The sequence below is a fragment of the Acidovorax sp. 107 genome, assembly GCF_003058055.1.
Taxonomy (GTDB): Bacteria; Pseudomonadota; Gammaproteobacteria; order Burkholderiales; family Burkholderiaceae_C; genus Acidovorax.
The window spans coordinates 154,434-173,506 of record NZ_QBTZ01000002.1 but is presented as its reverse complement, the minus strand read 5'-3'; the positions used below and the strand labels follow the sequence as shown (position 1 = coordinate 173,506).

Annotated in this window: 15 protein-coding genes and 1 pseudogene; 11 read left to right on the top strand and 5 right to left on the bottom strand. The window is 66.1% G+C overall.

Annotation, left to right across the window (positions count from 1 at the left end):
* Positions 1 to 16 precede the first annotated feature (16 nt).
* From C8C99_RS23680 to bioB, 5 genes and pseudogenes are all read left to right on the top strand, one after another.
* A complete protein-coding gene (locus tag C8C99_RS23680; protein ID WP_108627418.1) occupies positions 17 to 1,387 on the top strand; it encodes an MmgE/PrpD family protein in 1,371 nt (456 codons plus the stop codon).
* Positions 1,384 to 2,211 (top strand): CoA ester lyase, encoded by an 828-nt coding sequence (locus tag C8C99_RS23675; protein ID WP_108627416.1) that lies wholly within the window; start codon positions 1,384 to 1,386, stop codon positions 2,209 to 2,211. The genes C8C99_RS23680 and C8C99_RS23675 overlap by 4 nt, the downstream gene beginning before the upstream one ends.
* 27 nt (positions 2,212 to 2,238) lie before the next feature.
* Positions 2,239 to 3,027: a citryl-CoA lyase gene (locus C8C99_RS23670; protein ID WP_108627414.1), complete on the top strand. Its 789-nt coding sequence runs from the start codon at positions 2,239 to 2,241 to the stop codon at positions 3,025 to 3,027.
* Between the two features lie 133 nt (positions 3,028 to 3,160).
* Positions 3,161 to 3,556: an aspartate 1-decarboxylase gene (panD, locus tag C8C99_RS23665; RefSeq protein WP_108627413.1), complete on the top strand. Its 396-nt coding sequence runs from the start codon at positions 3,161 to 3,163 to the stop codon at positions 3,554 to 3,556.
* Between the two features lie 26 nt (positions 3,557 to 3,582).
* A pseudogene (gene bioB / locus C8C99_RS23660) lies at positions 3,583 to 4,597 on the top strand (biotin synthase BioB).
* A gap of 392 nt (positions 4,598 to 4,989) precedes the next feature.
* On the opposite strand, the gene C8C99_RS23650 reads toward bioB, so the two are convergent.
* From C8C99_RS23650 to C8C99_RS23630, 5 genes are all read right to left on the bottom strand, one after another.
* Entirely contained in the window at positions 4,990 to 5,190 is a 201-nt protein-coding gene (locus C8C99_RS23650; protein WP_233247485.1) for a CDGSH iron-sulfur domain-containing protein, read from the bottom strand.
* A gap of 139 nt (positions 5,191 to 5,329) precedes the next feature.
* A complete protein-coding gene (locus tag C8C99_RS23645; protein WP_108627411.1) occupies positions 5,330 to 6,928 on the bottom strand; it encodes an AMP-binding protein in 1,599 nt (532 codons plus the stop codon).
* A 64-nt stretch (positions 6,929 to 6,992) separates the two neighbouring features.
* Entirely contained in the window at positions 6,993 to 7,931 is a 939-nt protein-coding gene (locus C8C99_RS23640) for an electron transfer flavoprotein subunit alpha/FixB family protein (RefSeq protein ID WP_108627410.1), read from the bottom strand.
* The gene (locus C8C99_RS23635) at positions 7,931 to 8,680 is read right to left on the bottom strand and encodes an electron transfer flavoprotein subunit beta/FixA family protein (protein WP_108627409.1); all 750 of its coding nucleotides are present in this window, start codon (positions 8,678 to 8,680) and stop codon (positions 7,931 to 7,933) included. The genes C8C99_RS23640 and C8C99_RS23635 overlap by 1 nt, the downstream gene beginning before the upstream one ends.
* 78 nt (positions 8,681 to 8,758) lie before the next feature.
* Entirely contained in the window at positions 8,759 to 9,361 is a 603-nt protein-coding gene (locus C8C99_RS23630) for a TetR/AcrR family transcriptional regulator (protein WP_108627408.1), read from the bottom strand.
* Between the two features lie 145 nt (positions 9,362 to 9,506).
* Here C8C99_RS23630 and C8C99_RS23625 point away from each other — a divergent pair, with 145 nt between their 5' ends.
* The 6 genes from C8C99_RS23625 (at position 9,507) to C8C99_RS23600 (ending at position 19,072) form a co-directional block, all read left to right on the top strand.
* Positions 9,507 to 10,643 (top strand): acyl-CoA dehydrogenase family protein, encoded by a 1,137-nt coding sequence (locus C8C99_RS23625; protein ID WP_108627406.1) that lies wholly within the window; start codon positions 9,507 to 9,509, stop codon positions 10,641 to 10,643.
* Between the two features lie 69 nt (positions 10,644 to 10,712).
* Positions 10,713 to 11,921, top strand: a complete 1,209-nt coding sequence (locus C8C99_RS23620; RefSeq protein ID WP_108627404.1) for an acetyl-CoA C-acetyltransferase — start codon at positions 10,713 to 10,715, stop codon at positions 11,919 to 11,921.
* Between the two features lie 44 nt (positions 11,922 to 11,965).
* Complete coding sequence (locus C8C99_RS23615; protein WP_108627403.1) at positions 11,966 to 14,098, top strand: 3-hydroxyacyl-CoA dehydrogenase NAD-binding domain-containing protein; 2,133 nt, start codon at positions 11,966 to 11,968, stop codon at positions 14,096 to 14,098.
* A 49-nt stretch (positions 14,099 to 14,147) separates the two neighbouring features.
* Entirely contained in the window at positions 14,148 to 15,767 is a 1,620-nt protein-coding gene (locus C8C99_RS23610; RefSeq protein WP_108627402.1) for an acyl-CoA carboxylase subunit beta, read from the top strand.
* Positions 15,768 to 15,899: 132 nt separating this feature from the next.
* Complete coding sequence (locus C8C99_RS23605) at positions 15,900 to 17,858, top strand: acetyl-CoA carboxylase biotin carboxylase subunit (RefSeq protein WP_304529399.1); 1,959 nt, start codon at positions 15,900 to 15,902, stop codon at positions 17,856 to 17,858.
* 50 nt (positions 17,859 to 17,908) lie between these two features.
* Positions 17,909 to 19,072, top strand: coding sequence for an acyl-CoA dehydrogenase family protein (locus C8C99_RS23600; RefSeq protein ID WP_108627400.1), 1,164 nt, complete (start codon positions 17,909 to 17,911; stop codon positions 19,070 to 19,072).
* Position 19,073 lies beyond the last annotated feature (1 nt).

Here is a 19,073-nt window from a genome sequence, read left to right as displayed (position 1 = left end):
AAGGTGTGAACGAATCATGACCCAAGATAAAACCCCGAGCGCGACGCTGGCCGCCTTTGCCGCCGGTCTGCCATTTGACGCGATTCCGGCGCCGGTGCTGCGCCGCGCCGAAGACCTGTTCCTCGACTGGTACGCCTCGGCGCTGGCCGGCAAGGGCGCGCGGCCGGTCGAGGCCATCGAGGCTTACGCCCGCACCATGGGACCGGACTCGGGCCGCGCCGAGGTGTTGATCTCGCGCCGCGCCACCTCGCCCCATTTCGCCGCGATGGTCAACGCGGCCGCCTCGCACTTCGCTGAACAGGATGACGTGCACAACGGCTCGGTGTTCCATCCCGCGGCCGTCGTGTTCCCGGCGGCGCTGGCCATGGCGCAAAACATCGGCGCGAGTGGCCGTGAGTTCCTGGTCGCCGTGGTGGCGGGCTATGAGGTCGGCATTCGCGTGGGCGAGTTCCTTGGTCGCTCGCACTACCGCATCTTTCACACCACCGCCACTGCGGGCACCCTGGCCGCCGCCGCGGCCGCCGGGCGGCTGCTCAGGCTGGACGCGCCGACCATGCTGCATGCCTTCGGCAGCGCCGGCACACAAGCTGCCGGCCTGTGGGAGTTCCTGCGCGACGCTGCCGACTCCAAGCCGCTGCACACCGCGCATGCGGCGTCCAGCGGTTTGGCCTGCGCCTGCCTGGCACAAGGTGGTTTGACCGGCGCGCGCCAGATTCTGGAAGGGCCGCAGGGCATGGCCGCGGGCATGTCCAGCGATGCCGACCCGGCGCGCCTCACCGACCGGCTGGGGCAGCGCTGGGCCACGGCGGAAACCTCGTTCAAGTACCACGCCTCGTGCCGTCATACCCACCCCAGCGCCGACGCGCTGCTCGCGTTGATGCGCACGCATGGGCTCAAGGCCGACGCTATCGCCGCGGTGACCACCCATGTGCATCAGGGAGCCATCGACGTGCTGGGCCGCGTCACCGTGCCCGCCACCGTGCACCAGGCCAAGTTCTCGATGGGCACGGTGCTTGCGCTGGCGGCCGAGTACGGCTACGCCGGGCTGAACGAATTCGAGCAGCATTACCTCGCGCCGCGCGTGGCGGCCTTGCGCGATAGGGTCACGATGCAGCTTGACGCCGAGGTGGACCGGGCCTATCCGCAGCGCTGGATGGGCAAGGTGACCGTGACGACGCGCGATGGCCGCACGCTGAGCGCGCGCGTCGACGAGCCCAAGGGCGATCCCGGCAACACCCTGACACGCGGCGAGCTGGAAGACAAGGCACAGCGCCTGGCGGCCTACGGCAAGGGCGCCACGCCGCAAGAAATGGAGGCGCTGATCGCGCGCGTTTGGACCGTGGCCGAGGCGCCGCGCATGGGCCGCTGGCTGGAGGCGCGCGCATGACAGCCAACCCCACCGCCCCGCGCGCCTACCTTTTCGTGCCCGCCGATCGACCCGAGCGCTATGCCAAGGCCCGCGCCAGCGGAGCGGACGTGGTCATCGTCGATCTGGAAGACGCTGTGGCCCCCGAGGCGAAAGCGCTCGCGCGCGAGGCGCTGGCGGCGCTACTGGAGGAGGCTGCGCCGCTGGCGGTTCGCATCAATGCCGCTGGCACGCCGTGGTTTGAGGACGACCTCGAACTGTGTCGTCATCCTGGCGTGGCGGCGGTGATGCTGCCCAAGGCCGAGGGCATCGACGCCGTCTGCACCGTGGTCGAGGCCACCTACAAGGACGTGTTGCCGATCATCGAGTCGGCGCGCGGTCTGCAAGATATCCACAGCATTGCGCGCGTGCCGGGCGTGATTCGCCTGGCCTTTGGAAGCGTCGACCTGGCGCTCGATCTGGGCATCGACTGCGCGCCCGATGGCGCGGAGACCGAGCTGCTGGCCTTCCGCTCCCAAATGGTGCTGGCTTCGCGGCTGGCCGGGCTGGCTGCGCCGGTCGATGGCGTCAGCACCGCGATCGACGACCTGCACCGCTTGCAGGCCGACACCGAACGCGCGCTTCGACTCGGCTTTGGCGCCAAGCTGTGCATCCACCCGAAGCAGGTGGTTGCCGTTCAGACGGTGTTCACGCCCACCCCCGAGCGGCTTGACTGGGCGCGCCGCGTCTGCGAAGCATTTGAATCGGCCAACGGCGGTGCCGTGGCCGTGGACGGCCAGATGGTGGACCTGCCGGTGGTCCAGCGCGCGCGCGCCGTGATACGCAGCGCCGGCTTGGAAGCCTGATTTTCATTGACCCGACTGGAGTCCCTCATGGCCCGCAAAAACAAGCCCATCCGCTCCGACATCGCCTGGAGCACCCCCGACCGCATCATAGTGCACGGCAAGAGCCTGCCCGACGAGATCCTCGGCCATCTCAACCTGGGTGACATGGCCTTCCTGCAGATCCTCGGGCGCATGCCGACGCCGCAGGAATCGAACGTGTTCAACGCCATTGCGGTGACGTTGGTCGAGCACGGCATCACGCCGAGCGCGCTGGCCGCGCGCCTGACCTACGCCGGTGCGCCCGAATCGCTGCAGGCGGCGGTGGCGGCCGGCTTGTGCGGCCTGGGCAGTGTGTTCGTCGGCAGCACCGAAGGCACCGCCAAGATGCTGTACGAGGCACTTCCGCCGGGCACCCAGGGCGCCGATCTGGAGCGCATCGCCCGCGACACCGTGGCCGCCTTTCGTGCACGCGGCCAGATCATTCCCGGGCTCGGCCATCCCTTGCACAAGCCGGTCGATCCGCGTGCCCCGCGCCTGTTCCAGATCGCCGAGGACAACGACTTTTCTGGGGACTACATCCGGCTCGAACAACTGATCTGCGCCGAGGCCGAACGCGTCGCTGGCAAGTCGCTGCCCGTCAATGCGACCGGCGCCATCGGCGCCATCAGCTGCGAACTCGGGCTGCCATGGAAAATCGTGCGCGGCATCGGCGTCTTCGCGCGCGCCATCGGGCTGGTGGGCCATATCCTCGAAGAGAGCGACAACCCGATCGCGGTCGAGATCTGGCAACGTGTCGAAGACGAGGCCACCCAGCACATCAGGCCACAAGGCGCCTGAAGCGCTTCGGCTGGCCAATTCGATGTCCTGGTGACAAGCTGCGCATTACCGATAACCTGGACTGGGCCAGCCACCAACGCCTGTTTGATACCCGGGGGCTGCTTGCCCGCTGAACCTCCTTGAAGGTGAAGCCATGTACCGCACCCTGCTCAAATCCAAGATCCACCGCACCACCGTCACCGACTGCGAGCTGCACTACGAAGGCTCCTGCGCCATTGACGAGAACCTGCTTGAAGCCGCCAACATGATGGAGAACGAACAGGTTCACATCTGGAACATCAACAACGGCGAGCGCGGCTCGGGTATCATTTCCGTCAACGGCTCGGCCGCGCGCCGCGCTGCCGTGGGCGACCTGCTCATCATTGCCGCTTTCGCCCAGGTGCCCGAAGAAAGGTGTAAGGGCTTCGAGCCCAAGCTGGTCTTCGTGGACGAGCAGAACCGCATCAAGGAACAGCGCAGCCACATCCTGGTGCAGGAAGCATCCCATGTGCCGACGCACGCTGATCACCACGGCGGCGACAGCGCCTGAATCACGCCCGAGATAGAGAGATCGCCATGAGTACCGTCACAGAACAAACCATCACCCTGCACCGCCCGAAAGCGGCCGCCGCCGCGAAAGCCGAGCGCTGGAGCGTGGACGCCATCGAGGCGCTGTTCCAGCTGCCCTTCCCCGAGCTGCTATTCCGCGCGCAGACCGTGCGCCACGAGCACTTCGACCCGACGCAGGTCGAGTTCGCCACCCTGCTGTCGGTCAAGACCGGCGGCTGCCCGGAGGACTGCGGCTACTGCCCGCAGTCGGCCAATACCACACCGGCGTCAAGGCCTCCAAGCTGATGGAGCTGGAAGAGGTGCTGTTCGCCGCCCGCCGCGCCAAGGAGGCTGGGGCCACGAGCTTCTGCATGGGCGCGGCCTTGCTCGAACCCAGGGAACGCGACGTGGAGAAAGTCGCCGCGCTGGTACACGGCGTCAAGGGCCTGGGCCTGGAGACCTGTGCCAGGCTGGGCATGCTCAAGGAAGAACACGTACAGCTACTGGCCGACGCCGGCCTGGACTACTACAACCACAACCTGGACACCGCGCCTGATTTCTACGGCGACATCGTCAGCACGCGCGACTACCAGGACCGGCTGGACACGCTGGCGCACATGCGAGGTGCCGGCGTCAAGGTCTGCTCGGGTGGCATCGGCGGCATGGGTGAAAGCCACCGCCAGCGCGCCGGCCTGATCGCCGAACTGGCCAATCTGGACCCCACCGCGAATCGTTGCCGATCAACAACCTGATGCGCGTCGAAGGCACGCCGCTGGCCGAACAGGCGCCGCTCGATCCCTTCGAGTTCGTGCGCACCATTGCCGTGGCCCGCATCACCATGCCCAAGGCGCGCGTGCGCCTGTCGGCCGGACGCCAGCAGATGGGCGAGGCTATCCAGGCATTGTGCTTCCTCGCCGGCGCCAACTCCATCTTCTTCGGCAACAAGCTGCTGGCCACCGGCAACCGCGACACTGAGTCCCACGTGCAGCTGCTCACGCGCCTGGGTGTGAGCCAGATTCCGCAGCCGGCCGTAAAGATCTAAAACCCCGTTGACTCTTTCAGCTGACCACCGCTAGCCAGCCAACCTCGGTGAGTGCGTCGACGAACTCCACAAGGTAACTGCGGGCGTCGTCGATGTGCCGGAAGTACTCGTCGGGAAAGCGCTTGAAGAGGTAACTCAGCGCGGCGCGCAGTTCAGAATGGCGTTCAGACGTGGCAGGCTTGGTTTGAACCGAGTGGACCGTTCGCGCTCGCGAGCGACGGCATTTGGCCGCTCAATTTTCCCAAGCATGCAGTAGGCGTCATTACCAACCTTCCCGCTACGCGATGGACGCAACTCACGACCTCAGGTCGACTCGTCCTGCCCGATGACGCTCCGTTTGTCGATCAGTGCCCTGGGGGTGCGCAGCAGGAAATCAAGGGCTAGAGCCCACTTCAGACCTTCTTGTGCGAGCCGTCGCACAGCGGTGCTCTGCCGCTCTGCTTGCAGCCGCAAAAGTAAACTATCGCACTCTCCGCAGCCGCATACTTCACTGGCACAAATTGACCGGCTGCCTTGTGCGTTCCGTCGCAAAACGGCTGGTTCTTGCTCTGCCCACATGAACACCACCAATAGTCCTTCCCTGCCTCAACCATGACAGAAAACGGTATGTCACTCGCTCTAACTGGGGTCGCCATGGTTCACTCCTTCCTGGTTGTCTAACGAAGAGTTTTAGAGTAACGCGCCTGCATGCGCCCGGCCGGGCAGCGTCAGGACCGCACCGGAGACTCCGTCTCAAGTGGCGGCTTGTTCGCCATCGTAAAGGTTCCGGTACAGCTCGCGCAGCGGGTGCTTCTGGATCTTGCCGGTGCTCGTCATCGGCAGCGCCTCAACGACGGCGATGCCCTTCGGTACCTCGAAGCCGCCGAGGTGCTCCTTGCAGTGCTGAATCAGACTCGCCTCGTCGGCCTGGGCGCCTGGCTTGAGAACGACGAAGGCGGTCACGGCCTCGATCCAGCGCGGGTGCGGCAAGCCCACCGCGGCGGCATTGGCCACCGCCGGATGGCGCAGCAGCACCGCTTCCACCTTGATCGACGGCACGTTCTCGCCGCCGGTCTTGATCATGTCCTTCTTGCGGTCGCGGAACATCAGCTGACCGTCGACCCACACGCCGAGGTCGCCGGTGTGGTGCCATCCGAAGGCGCGCGACTCGGCGGTGGCCTGCGGGTTCTTGTAGTAGCCCTCCATCACGTTCGGTCCGCGGTGCACGATCTCGCCGACCTCGCCCGGGCCCAGCAGGCGCCCCGCGTCGTCCATCACGGCCGTGTCGTTGACCAGCGTGCTGACGCCCCAGTACGAGCCGAAACGCTGCAACTGCTGCTCCGGCCGGAAGGCGACGGTGAGAGGGTACATCTCGGTCTGGCCCGTGCCCAGCATGTAGTTCGGGCAGAACTCGGCGATCAGGCGGCGCAGTAGGGTCTCGGGCATCGGCGCCATCGCATACAAACACAGGCGCAGGCTGGACAGATCGCGTCTCGGGCGTGTCGGGTGGTCGAGCAACGCCTGGTGCATCAACGGCAGCCCGACCATAAAGCTCATACGCTCGCGCTCGATGGCATCAAGCACCACCACCGGGTCGAAGCCGCGCATCACGACCAGCGTGCTGCCGGCCACCAGCAGGCCGAACATCAGTGTATGCTGTGCGCAGTGGAACAGCGGTAGCGTCGCGTTGGCGACGTCGTTGCGCGAGAGCCCGAACTCGATGGCGTTGTTCATCGCCGCCATCACCACCGACAGGTGGCTCTGCATCACGCCCTTGGGGCGGCCGGTGGTGCCGCTGGTGTACATGATCTGAGCCACGTCGCGATCGTGGATCTCGACCTCCGGCTCGGTGGCGGGCTGGCGCGCCTGCATCGCGCCGAAGCTGTCAAACGTGTCGCGGCCCTCGCCTTCGAGCACCCAGCCGCGACCGGGGGCATGCAACAGCGCGGCGGCGGTGTCGGGTCGCGCCAACAACGTCGCATCGACCAGCACGAAGCGCGCCTCGGAATGGTCGATGATGTAGCGCACGTCGTCGATGCCCAGCCCGGTATTGATCGGCACCCACACCAAGCCGGCCCGGTGGATGCCGAACATCGCGACCAGGAACTCGAGCGAGTTGTTGCACAGCGTGACCACGCGGTCGCCGGGCACCAGACCTGCCGCGAGCAACGCGTTAGCGCAGCGGCTGACGCGCGCGTCGAAGTCGCCGTAGGTCAGCCGCTCGGCGCCGAGCACGAAGGCCACCTTGGCCGGGTCGCGCGCCGCCGAGCGGCGCAGGAAATCCCCGATGGCGACACGCGCGATCGCACCCGGTGGCGGCACGCCCTGGGTGACGGAAACAGAGGCTGTCATGGTAATGTCTCCTTGTGTCGCGCCGAGGCGCGTCCGGTTGATTGTCGCTCCGCGGCCGACGCCGTCAGAGCGCAGCAATCAGGTCTGGCACGGCGGTGAACAGATCGGCCACCAGGCCATAGTCGGCCACCTGGAAGATCGGCGCTTCGGCGTCCTTGTTGATCGCCACGATCACCTTGCTGTCCTTCATGCCGGCCAGGTGCTGGATGGCGCCCGAGATGCCGACGGCCACGTACAACTGCGGAGCGACGATCTTGCCGGTCTGACCGACCTGGTAGTCATTGGGCGCGTAGCCGGCATCGACCGCCGCGCGCGACGCGCCGATCGCCGCACCAAGCTTGTCGGCCAGCGGCTCCAGCACGGCGTGAAACTTGTCGGCCGCGCCCAGTCCGCGTCCGCCCGACACGATGACCGACGCGGCGGTGAGTTCCGGACGCTCCAGCTTCACGACCTCACGTCCGACCAGGGTGGTCAACCCGAGATCGCAAGCCGCCGTCAGCGTTTCGACCGCCGCCGCGCCGCCCGCACCGGCCGGGTCAAAGGCGGTGGTACGAATGCTCAGCACCTTGATGGCATCCTTCGATTGCACGCGGGCCAGCGCGTTGCCGGCATAGAACGGCCGTTGGAAGGTGTCGGGCGATTCGATGGCGATCACGTCCGACACCTGGGAGGCGTCCAGCAGGGCCGCCACGCGCGGCAGCACATTCTTGCCAAAGGCCGTCGCCGGCGCCAGTACATGGGTGTAGCCCGCATCGGCGCGCACGCGTGACTGCACCAGTGCGGCCAGGTTCTCGGCCAGATGGGCTTCGTAGTGGGCCGCGTCGGCGTGCAGCACCTTGGCTACGCCCGCGACCGCCGCCGCGTCCTGGGCAACGGCAGCGCAATTGCCACCCGCCACCAGCACATGAACGTCGCCGCCAATGCGGGTGGCGGCGGCGATCGTGTTCAGCGTTGCCGCCTTGAGCACGGCGTTGTCGTGCTCCGCAATGATCAGGGTTGTCATCAGATCACCTTCGCTTCTTCTTTGAGTCGTTTCACGAGTTCGGCCGTGTCGGCCACCTTGATGCCGGCCTTGCGCGACGCCGGCTCGCCGACGTGCAGGGTCACGGTGCGCGGCGCGATGTCGATGCCGAGGTCGGCCGCCCGGATGACCTCCATCGGTTTTTTCTTGGCCTTCATGATGTTGGGCAGCGTGATGAAGCGCGGCTCGTTCAGGCGCAGGTCGGTCGTGATCACGGCCGGCAGCTTCATGGCCAGGGTTTCCAGGCCGCCGTCGATCTCGCGCGTGACAGTGGCGGTCTCGCCGCTGATCTGCACCCTGGAGGCAAAGCTGGCCTGGGCCCAGCCCATCAGCGCGCCGAACATCTGGCCGGCCTGGCCAGCGTCGTCATCGATCGCCTGCTTGCCAAAGATGGCGAACTGCACGCCCTCTTTGATGGCCACGTGCCGCATCAGTTTGGCCACCGCCAGCGGTTCGAGCCCGGCATCGGTTTCAACAAGCACGGCGCGATCGGCGCCGATGGCCATCGCGCTGCGCAGCGTCTCCTGGCAGGCGGCCGGGCCGCAGGAGACGACGATCACTTCCGACGCAACGCCAGCCTCCCGGAGGCGCACCGCCTCTTCGCAGGCGATCTCGTCGAACGGGTTCATGGACAATTTCTGGTTCGCGAGATCGACCCCCGAACCATCGGACTTGATGCGGGCCTTGACGTTGTAGTCCAGCACCCGCTTGACGGCGACCAATATCTTCACTTCATCTCCACATGGTTGAAAAAACAAACGATTCAAGACAAGAAAGGCAGGCACGGAGCCCCCATCCGGCCCGGCCCATCACGGCTCGCGCCCCGACGCAACCACTCGCGGGAAGAGCATCGTGTACATGCGCTGCGCCAGCGCGTCGATGTCCAGGCGCCCGCCTGGCCGGTACCATTGCGCCGTCCAGTTGAGGGCGCCGAGCACCGTCTGGCGCACCAGCACGGCATCGGCATCGACCATGCCCAGCGCCGCCGCCTCGCTGATCGGCTCCATCCACAAGGCATCGTAGGCGTCGCGCGATGCCATCACGCGGGTCTGCGCGTCCGGCGAAAGACTGCGCCACTCGTAGAGCAGCACGGTCATCGCGTCGAGCCGCGAACCCAGCAATGCCCTCAGGTGACTGCGCACCATCGACAGCAGCCGCTCGGGCAGCAGGGTCTCGCCAGCCAGCCCGTCGCGCACCGACTGAATGATGTCGCGAACGCCCTCCTCCATGATCGCCACCAGCAGTTCCTCCTTGGTGGCGAAGTAGTAGAAGAGCGAGCCGGAAGTCATGCCCAGAGCCTGGGCAATCTCGCGAACCGAGGTGCGCTCGAAACCCTCGCGCCGGAACCGGCTCGCCGCCGTCGCCAGGATCGCATCCCTGCGCGAAAGTGGGTTGTTTCGTTCCTTGGTCATGCCGTATACTATATCATCTAACAAGCGTTTGGTCGATGATTTTGTCCATCGCGTGCGGGGTGCTTGCAGCGCCTATGCGCATGGACGGTTCACGCTTCGCCAAGCGTCGGCCATGCCAGCTCAATCGGATTTCAAGGACAGACCCATGCTCAGCCGCACCCTCTTCGGTGAAGAACACGAACTCTTCCGTGACCAGGCCCGCCGCTTTCTGGAAGAAGAAGTCATCCCCCATCACGCCGGCTGGGAAGCCGATGGCATCGTGCCGCGCGCGGTCTGGCGCAAGGCCGGTGATGCGGGCCTGCTGTGTCCGGCCATTCCTGAAGCCTTCGGCGGCGGCGGCGGCACGCGTCTGCATAGTGCCGTGCTGATCGAGGAAGTCTCGCGGGCCGGCACGAGCGGGATCGGCTTTGGCCTGCACTCCGACATCGTGGCGCCCTACATCCTGGCCTACGGCACCGAGGAGCAAAAGTGCCACTGGCTGCCGAAGATGGCCACTGGCGAGGTAATTGGCGCCATCGCCATGACCGAGCCAGGCGCGGGCAGCGACCTGCAAAGCGTGCGCACCAGCGCCGTGCGCGACGGCAACGAACTGGTGATCAATGGTCAGAAGACGTTCATCACCAACGGCCAGAACGCCGACCTGGTGATCGTGGTCGCCAAGACCGACCCGACGCAAGGCGCCAAGGGAACCTCGCTGGTGCTGGTCGAGACCCATCGCCCCGGCTTCACGCGCGGGCGCAACCTCGAAAAAATCGGCATGAAGGCGCAGGACACCTCGGAACTCTTCTTCGACGGCGTGCGCGTGCCGGTCAGCAACATCCTGGGCGGCGAGGGCAAGGGCTTTTTCCTGCTGATGCAGGAACTGGCCTGGGAACGCATGCAGATTGCCATCGGCGCGGTGGCCGGCGCCGAGGCCGCGCTCGAATGGACGCTGGCCTACACCAAGGATCGCAAGGCTTTTGGCCAGCGCGTGATCGATTTCCAGCACAACCGATTCAAGCTCGCCGAAATGAAGACCGAGGTGCAGATCGCACAGGTTTTCGTCGACCGCCTGCTCGGCCTGCTGATGGAGGAAAAGCTCGATGCCGCCACCGCCGCGATGGCCAAGTACTGGACCACCGACCTGCACTGCAAGGTGATCGATCAATGCCTGCAGATGTTCGGGGGCTTCGGCTACATGTGGGAGTACCCGATTGCCCGCGCCTATGCGGATGCGCGCGTCGCTCGCATTTACGGTGGCACCAACGAAATCATGAAGGAAATCATCGGTCGTACGTTGTAGTACCCGACTCGCGTCGCATTCTGCCTCTTGCCTACCACCTCCACAGACTCCAAAAGAAGGAACACCACCATGACCGACGCATTCATTTACGACGCGGTGCGCACGCCACGCGGCAAGGGCCGCAGCTCAGGCGCGTTGCATGGCACCACGCCCATCGGCTTGGCCATCATCGTGCTGCAGGCGCTGCGCGACCGCAACAGCCTGGACACCGCCTTCGTGGACGACGTCATCCTCGGCTGCGTCGAACCCGCCGGTGAGCAAGGTGCCAACATCGCGCGCGTGGCGGCCATCGCCGCCGGGTACCACGAAAGCGCTGCCGGCGTGCAGGTCAATCGCTTTTGCGCCTCGGGCCTGGAAGCCTGCAACATGGCCGCCGCCAAAGTGATGTCGGGGCAGTCACCACTGGTCATCGGCGGCGGGGTCGAGAGCATGAGTCGTGTGCCCATGGGCACCAGCGGCGGCGCCTGGGCGATTGACCCGGCGGTGGCGATTCCGACCTATTTCGTGCCGCAGGGCATTTCTGCCGACCTGATTGCCACCCTTTACGGCCACAGCCGCAGCGACGTCGACAGCTACGCGGTCGAAAGCCAGCGCCGCGCCGCGCTCGCCTGGGCCGAGGGCCGCTTCGCCAGGTCGATCGTTCCCGTCAGGGACGTGAACAGTTGCACCGTGCTGGAGCGCGACGAACACATGCGCGCAGAAACCACCCTGGAGTCGCTCGCCAAGCTGGAGCCCGCGTTCAAGGCGCAGGGCGAAAAATACGGCTTCGACGCGGTCGCCATCCAGCGCTATCCGGAGCTGGAGCGCATGGTGCACGTGCACCACGCCGGCAACTCGTCGGGCATCGTCGATGGCGCGTCCGCGGTGCTGATCGGCAACGCCGAGGCCGGCAAACGGCTGGGCCTGAAGGCCCGTGCCCGCATCCGCTCGTTCGCCTCCATCGGCAGCGAGCCAACCATCATGCTGACCGGCCCCTCCTACTCGGCGGAAAAGGCGCTCAAGCTAGCCGGCATGAAAGCGGCCGACATTGACCTTTACGAGTTGAACGAAGCCTTTGCCTCGGTGGTGCTGCGTTTCATGGAGGTGATGAAGGTCCCGCACGACAAGATGAACGTCAACGGCGGGGCCATCGCGATGGGGCATCCCCTGGGCGCGACCGGCGCCATGATCCTGGGCACCGTGCTCGACGAACTCGAACGGCGCAACCTGTCCACCGGCCTGATCACGCTGTGCGTGGGCGCCGGCATGGGCACCGCCACCATCATCGAGCGCGTCTGAAGCCCCGGCACGACGCGCACCCCATCACAGACCTGGACCCCACCATGACTATTGACTTCAAGGTCGATGCCGACGGCATCGCCACCCTCACCTGGGCCATGCAGGACGTGCCCATGAACGTCCTCAACGGGCAATCCATTCCCGCCTTCACCGACGCCGTGCGCAGGGCCGTCGCGGACGCCGCCGTCAAGGGCGTGATCGTCACATCTTCCAAGCCCGAATTCATCGCCGGCGCCGACCTCAACATGATGCTCGCCATCACCGACGTGGCCGGCATGATGGACTTCGTCGCCCAGTTGCACGCCCTGATGCGCGGCATCGAGAAAAGTGGCAAACCCTTCGTCGCGGCCCTCAACGGCACCGCCCTGGGCGGCGGCTATGAGGTCGCGCTGGCCTGCCACCGCCGCATCGCCGCCGACAACCCCAAGGCCCTCATCGGCCTGCCCGAGGTATCGCTCGGCCTGCTGCCCGGCGGCGGCGGCACCCAGCGCCTGCCGCGCATGATCGGCGTGCGCAACGCGCTGCCTTTCCTGCTCGAGGGCAAAAAACTTGCCCCGGAAAAAGCCCTGGAAGCGGGTTTGGTCGATGAAGTCCTGCCGGCCGACCAACTGCTGGCCCGCGCCAGGCAGTGGCTGCTGACCGACGGCGCCGCTGCCGCCGTTCAGCCCTGGGACCGCAAGGGTTTCAAGCTGCCGGGCAGCGCCGTGCAAAGCCCCATGGGCTACGACACCTTTACGGCCGGCAACGCCATGCTGCGCGCCAAAACCTTTGGCAACTATCCCGCACCCGAGGCCATTTTGAACTGCGTCTACAACGGCTGCCAGGTCGACATCGACACCGGCTGCCAGGTCGAGATGCGCGAGTTCGTCAAACTGACGACCGGCAAGGAAGCCAAGAACATGATCCGCTCGCTGTTCTTTGGCATCACCGCCGCCAGCAAGCTGGCCTCGCGGCCCAAGACCGTGCCCCAGGCCAGCTACCGCAAGGTCGGCATTCTGGGTGCCGGCATGATGGGCGCGGGCATTGCGTTCTGTGCCGCGGAAGTAGGCATGGACGTGGTACTGCTCGACAGCAGCACCCACAGCGCAGCCCGGGGCAAGAGCTACAGCGAAGGGCTCTGGAACAAACGCGTGGCCAGCAAGCGCATGACCGAAGCCGAGCGCGATGCCAAGCTCGCCCGGATCAAACCGACCACCGAATTTGCCGACCTGGCAGGCTGCGACATCGTGGTCGAAGCGGTGTTTGAAGACCGCGCCGTCAAGGCCGACGTGACGCGCAAGGCCGAAGCGGTGATCGCCCACAGCGCGATCTTTGCCTCCAACACCAGCACCTTGCCGATCAGCGGACTGGCTGAAGCCTCCGCGCGTCCGGCCAACTTCATCGGCCTGCACTTCTTCTCGCCGGTGGACAAGATGCCGCTGGTGGAGATCATCCGTGGCCAGGCCACCAGCGACGAATGCCTGGCCCGCGCCATGGATTTCGTCAAGGCGATCCGCAAGACACCCATCGTCGTCAACGACAGCCGCGGCTTCTACACCAGCCGCGTGTTCTCCACCTACGTCGGCGAGGGCTTGGCGCTGCTGGCAGAAGGCGTGAAACCGGCCCTGATCGAAAACGCAGGACGCATGACGGGCATGCCCGTGGGGCCGTTGGCGCTGGCCGACGAAGTCTCTCTCGAACTGATGGCGCGCATTCGCAAACAAACCGCCGCCGACCTCGGCGCGGCCTACCAGCGCAGCGCCATCGACGATGTCTGCGATCGCATGGTGGACCAACTCGGCCGGCTCGGCAAAAAAGCCGGCCAGGGCTTCTACGACTACCCACAAGATGGCCCCAAGCAGCTCTGGGCGGGTCTGGCGCGGGAGTTCCCGCTGGCGGCCACGCAACCCACGGTCGAAGAGGTCAAGCAGCGCCTGATGTTCATCCAGTCGGTCGAAACCGCGCGCTGCCTCGAAGAGAAGGTGCTGCTGGCGCCTATCGATGCCGATGTCGGCGCGATCCTGGGTTGGGGCTTTCCGGCCTATCTGGGGGGGCCGATCGGGCAGATCCACAGCCTGGGGGTGGCCGCCTTTGTCAAGGCCTGCGAGACCCTGGCCGAGCGTCACGGCGCGCGCTTTGCACCGCCGCCACTGCTGCGCCGCATGGCCGATGGCAGCGAGCGTTTTTACGACCTGTAAGCGCCCCCCCCCACGCCCGTTCACTGCTACCCTTCAGCGAGAACCGCCCATGCCCGTCATCCAGAGCCAGATCGACCCGCAATCCGAGAGCTTCCAGCGCGTGCGCGCGCAGATGCTCGCCCTGATCGACACTTTTCGCACGCTGGAAGACCGCGTGCGCAACCTGTCCAACAGCCAGGAGGCCAAGTTCCGCGCCCGCAAACAGCTGCTGCCGCGCGAGCGCATTGCGCTGCTGCTCGACCGCGGCTCGCCGTGGCTGGAGTTCTCGACCCTGGCCGGCTTCAGGATGCACGATGACGACGGCGAGAAGAACGTGCTGGGTGGCGGGATCATCTGCGGCATCGGGGTGGTGTCGGGCATACGCTGCGTGGTGATCGCGTCGGACAGCGCCATCAAGGGCGGCACCATCACGCCGATGGGCCTGCGCAAGAGCCTGCGCGCCGAAGCCATCGCGCTGGAGAACAAACTGCCGGTGGTGCGACTGGTCGAATCGGGCGGCGCCAACCTGATGCACGTGGGCGAGGTGTTCATCGACGGCGGCCGCGGATTCGCCAACCAGGCACGGATGTCGGCTCGGGGCATTCCGCAGGTCTGCGTGATGCACGGCCACTCGACCGCCGGCGGCGCCTACCTGCCTGGCATGTCCGACTATGTGATCATGGTGCGCGGCCGCGCCAAGGCCTTCCTGGCCGGCCCGCCCCTGCTCAAGGCCGCCACCGGCGAAATCGCCACCGATGAGGAACTGGGCGGCGCCGAGATGCATTGCTCCACGTCGGGCGTGGCCGAGTATCTGGCCGAGGACGATGCAGACGGCATCCGCATCGCACGCGACATCCTGGCGCGTCTGCCCTGGAACGAGTGCTTGCCGATGCGGGCGGCGAAGATCTGGAAAGAGCCGCGTTATCCGGTCGAGCAACTGGCCGGCGTCGTGCCCACCGACTTCCGCCAGCCCTATGACATGCGCGAGCTGCTGGCACGGCTGATCGACGACTCCGACTTCCTTGAATTCAAGCCGCTGTACGGCTCCAGCACCGTGTGCGGCCATGGCGCCATCGAGGGACACCCGTGCGGCTTCATCGGCAACAACGGACCCATCGATCCGCAAGGCGCCACCAAGGCGACCCAGTTCATCCAACTGTGCTGCCAGTCCGGCACCCCGATCGTCTACCTGCAGAACACCACCGGCTTCATGGTCGGCAAGGACGTCGAGCAGGCCGGCATGATCAAGCACGGCGCCAAGATGATCCAGGCCGTGACCAATGCCACCGTACCGCAGATCACCATCATGACCGGCGCCTCCTTCGGCGCCGGCAACTACGGCATGTGCGGCCGCGCCTACGATCCGCGCTTCATGTTTGCCTGGCCCAACGCGCGGGTGGCGGTGATGGGCGGCGAGCAGGCCGCCACCGTGATGCGCATCGTCACCGAGGAAAAATTCGCCCGGTCCGGCCAGGAGCCACCGGCTGCCGCAATGGAGGCCATGAATAAGGAAATCCTGGAACGCTTCGACATCGAATCGCATTCGCTGTTTGCCACCGCGCGCCTGTGGGACGACGGCATCATCGATCCGCGCGACACCCGCCGCGCGCTTGCCACCACCCTGGCGGTGTGTCGCGAAGCCGGGATGCGGCCTCTGAACCCGAACACCTTTGGCGTGGCGCGGATGTGAGAACCCCGATGAACTTCACCAAAATCCTTATCGCCAACCGCGGAGACCAGCCGACACCAGTCGGCGCAGCGGCGAAGCCACATCGCATGGCACGCGCAGCGTGCGCAGGGGATTTTTCCGCGGGAGCTGAGCATGTTTAAAAAAATCCTGATCGCCAACCGCGGAGAAATCGCCTGCCGGGTCATTCGCACAGCCAAGGCACTGGGCTACCGCACGGTGGCTGTCTACAGCGAAGCCGATGCCCAGGCCCTGCATGTCAACCTGGCCGACGAGGCGGTGTGCATCGGCCCGGCGCCGGTGCGCGAGAGCTACCTCAACATCGCGGCGCTGCTGGCGGCGGCGCGCAGCACGGGCGCTGATGCGGTGCATCCAGGCTACGGATTCCTGTCGGAGAACGACGGCTTTGCTCAGGCTTGCCTGGACGCCGGGCTGGTGTTCATCGGCCCGGACCCGCAGGCCATCCTGAAGATGGGCAACAAGGCCGGCGCCAAGCGTCTGATGCTGGCGGCGGGCGTGCCCTGTGTGCCGGGCTACCAGGGCGCGGACCAGTCCGATGCCACATTGCTCGCACAGGCACGCGAGATCGGTTTCCCGATCATGGTCAAGGCGGCGGCGGGCGGTGGCGGACGCGGCATGCGGCTGGTCGAACACCCGCAGGACCTGCCGGTCGCACTGGTGAGCGCCCGTTCGGAAGCGGGCAATGCCTTCGGCAGCGAAGAACTGATCCTCGAACGCGCGGTGCTGGAACCGCGCCACGTCGAAATCCAGGTCTTCGGCGACCGGCATGGCCACATCATTCATCTCGGCGAGCGCGATTGCTCGATCCAGCGTCGGCACCAGAAGGTGTTCGAGGAAGCCCCCTCCCCCGCAGTCACGCCCGAGCTGCGCGCGCGGATGGGCGCGGCGGCGGTGGCGGCGGCGCGCACCGTGAACTACGTCGGCGCCGGCACGGTCGAGTTTCTGCTGGATCGCGAAGGACATTTCTACTTTCTGGAGATGAACACAAGGCTGCAGGTCGAACACCCGGTGACCGAGTGCATCACCGGCCTTGACCTGGTGGCATGGCAGATCGCCGTGGCCCGTGGCGAGCCCTTGCCGCTGACGCAGGAGCAGGTGCCATTGAACGGGCACGCCATTGAAGTGCGCCTGTATGCCGAAGACCCGTACGCAGGCTTCCTGCCGCAAAGTGGCGATGTGGCGCTCTGGAACCCACCCACGGGCGAGGGCGTGCGCGTTGATCATGGACTGGCATCGGGTCAGACCGTCAGCCCGCACTACGACCCCATGATCGCCAAGATCATTGCGCACGGCGCGACCCGCGACGAGGCCCGACGGCGCCTGATCGGTGCGCTGCAACGCACCCGCCTGCTCGGCCTGCCCCACAACCGCGCCTTCCTCGAGGCCGTGGCCGGCCACCCGGCCTTCGCTGCTGGCGAAACGACCACGGCCTTCATCGCCCAGCACTTCGACAGCGCGGCGCTGGTGCGGCCCCGGCCCGACTCGCTGGCGCTGGCGCTGGCCAGCACGCTGTGGTTCGAAGCCAACGCCAAACCGGTCGCGGCCGCGCCCTGGCGCTCCAGCGGACCAGCACGCTGGCCGATGCTGATCGGCGAGGGAGAACACCGCCATGACGTGCACATCACGGTCACGGGAACCCACAGCTACACGCTGGAAGTGGGCGCGGCGCTGCACCACATCACCCTCTGCGAGCGCGAAGGCGAGTGCCTGCGCCTGATCGCCGATGGCGTGCAGAAAAACGCGGCGGCGGTGTTTTCCGGCGACGTGTTGCACCTGGAACTGGGCGACCTGAGCGCCAGCTTTGAAGACCTGACCTATGCCCCACCGTCAGCGGCAGCGGCAAGCGCGGAATCACGGGTGCTCGCCCCCATGAATGGACGGGTGCTGGCCGTTGACGTCCAAAGTGGCGACACGGTCACGAAGGGGCAACGCCTGGTGGTGCTCGAAGCCATGAAGATGGAACACCAACTGCTGGCCCGTCGCGATGGCGTGGTGGACCAGGTGGCGGTGCGCGCTGGCGACCAGGTTGCCACGCGCGCCTTGCTGGTGTCACTGGTCGATCTGCCTGATTGATGCTCGCCCTGCACGCACGACACACGCCACGCCCACGAGGAGTCCCATCCATGACGACCGAAACCCCGCCTGCCAAGAGCCCCTTCTATAAGCCCGAGCACCTGGCGTTCCGCGACGCGATGCGCCGCTTCGTCGCCCGGGAAATTAGCCCGCATGTGGACGCATGGGACGAAGCCGAGTCCTTTCCTGTCGAGCTGTACCGCAAGGCGGCCGAAATCGGCCTGTTGGGACTGGGTTTTCCCGAGCGCCATGGCGGCAACGACGGCGACCTGTTCATGACCATCATCGCCGCGCAGGAGCTTGCGCGCTGCGGCGCTGGCGGTGTCCTGGCGAGTCTGCTGTCGCACACCATCGGCTGTCCCCCCATCGTCAACGTGGGTAGCGAAGGGCTCCAGCAACGCGTATTGCCGCCGGTACTGCGGGGCGAGAAGATCAGCGCGCTCGGCATCACCGAACCCTCCGGCGGTTCGGACGTGGCCAACCTCAAGACCACGGCGCGCCGGGATGGCGACCACTACGTCGTCAACGGCTCGAAGATGTTCATCACCTCCGGCATGCGCGCCGACTTCTACACCGTGGCGGTGCGCACTGGCGGGCCGGGGCCAGGCGGCGTGTCGCTGCTGCTGATCGAGAAAGGCACGCCCGGCTTCACGCAAACGCCTTTGAGAAAAATGGGCTGGTGGTGCTCCGACACCGCTGCCCTGTATTTCGACAACTGCCGTGTGCCGGTGGAAAACCTGGTCGGGCAGGAGAACCAGGGCTTCAAAGCCATCATGAAAAACTTCAACCGCGAGCGCATCTTCCTCGCCGCCGGTGCCAACGGTTTTGCCCAAGTCTGTCTGGACGAAGCGCTGGCCTGGTCGCGTGAGCGCGAGATGTTCGGTGGCAAGCTGATCGACCAGCAGGTCACCCGCCACAAACTCACCGATATGGCCATGCGCGTCGATGCGACGCAGGCCATGCTGGAATTACTGGCCTGGCGCGTCGAACAGGGCGACACACCGGTAGGCGAAATTTGCCTGCTGAAAAACCAGGCCACCCAAACCATGGCCTATTGCGCCAGCGAGGCGGTGCAACTGCACGGCGGCGCCGGCTTCATGCGCGGTGTCAAGGTGGAGCGCATTTACCGCGAAGTCAAGGTCAACGCCATCGGTGGCGGCGCCGAAGAGGTGATGCGCGACCTGGCGGCACGCCAGCTGGGGTTTTACGCCTGAT

Excerpts from the sequence above, each read along its gene's own strand:
- C8C99_RS23680 (WP_108627418.1), top strand. The coding sequence starts at position 17 with ATGACCCAAGATAAAACCCCGAGCGCGACGCTGGCCGCCTTTGCCGCC.
- C8C99_RS23675 (WP_108627416.1), top strand. The coding sequence starts at position 1,384 with ATGACAGCCAACCCCACCGCCCCGCGCGCCTACCTTTTCGTGCCCGCC.
- C8C99_RS23670 (WP_108627414.1), top strand. The coding sequence starts at position 2,239 with ATGGCCCGCAAAAACAAGCCCATCCGCTCCGACATCGCCTGGAGCACC.
- panD (WP_108627413.1), top strand. The coding sequence starts at position 3,161 with ATGTACCGCACCCTGCTCAAATCCAAGATCCACCGCACCACCGTCACC.
- C8C99_RS23650 (WP_233247485.1), bottom strand. The coding sequence starts at position 5,190 with ATGGTTGAGGCAGGGAAGGACTATTGGTGGTGTTCATGTGGGCAGAGC.
- C8C99_RS23645 (WP_108627411.1), bottom strand. The coding sequence starts at position 6,928 with ATGACAGCCTCTGTTTCCGTCACCCAGGGCGTGCCGCCACCGGGTGCG.
- C8C99_RS23640 (WP_108627410.1), bottom strand. The coding sequence starts at position 7,931 with ATGACAACCCTGATCATTGCGGAGCACGACAACGCCGTGCTCAAGGCG.
- C8C99_RS23630 (WP_108627408.1), bottom strand. The coding sequence starts at position 9,361 with ATGACCAAGGAACGAAACAACCCACTTTCGCGCAGGGATGCGATCCTG.
- C8C99_RS23625 (WP_108627406.1), top strand. The coding sequence starts at position 9,507 with ATGCTCAGCCGCACCCTCTTCGGTGAAGAACACGAACTCTTCCGTGAC.
- C8C99_RS23620 (WP_108627404.1), top strand. The coding sequence starts at position 10,713 with ATGACCGACGCATTCATTTACGACGCGGTGCGCACGCCACGCGGCAAG.
- C8C99_RS23615 (WP_108627403.1), top strand. The coding sequence starts at position 11,966 with ATGACTATTGACTTCAAGGTCGATGCCGACGGCATCGCCACCCTCACC.
- C8C99_RS23610 (WP_108627402.1), top strand. The coding sequence starts at position 14,148 with ATGCCCGTCATCCAGAGCCAGATCGACCCGCAATCCGAGAGCTTCCAG.
- C8C99_RS23605 (WP_304529399.1), top strand. The coding sequence starts at position 15,900 with ATGTTTAAAAAAATCCTGATCGCCAACCGCGGAGAAATCGCCTGCCGG.
- C8C99_RS23600 (WP_108627400.1), top strand. The coding sequence starts at position 17,909 with ATGACGACCGAAACCCCGCCTGCCAAGAGCCCCTTCTATAAGCCCGAG.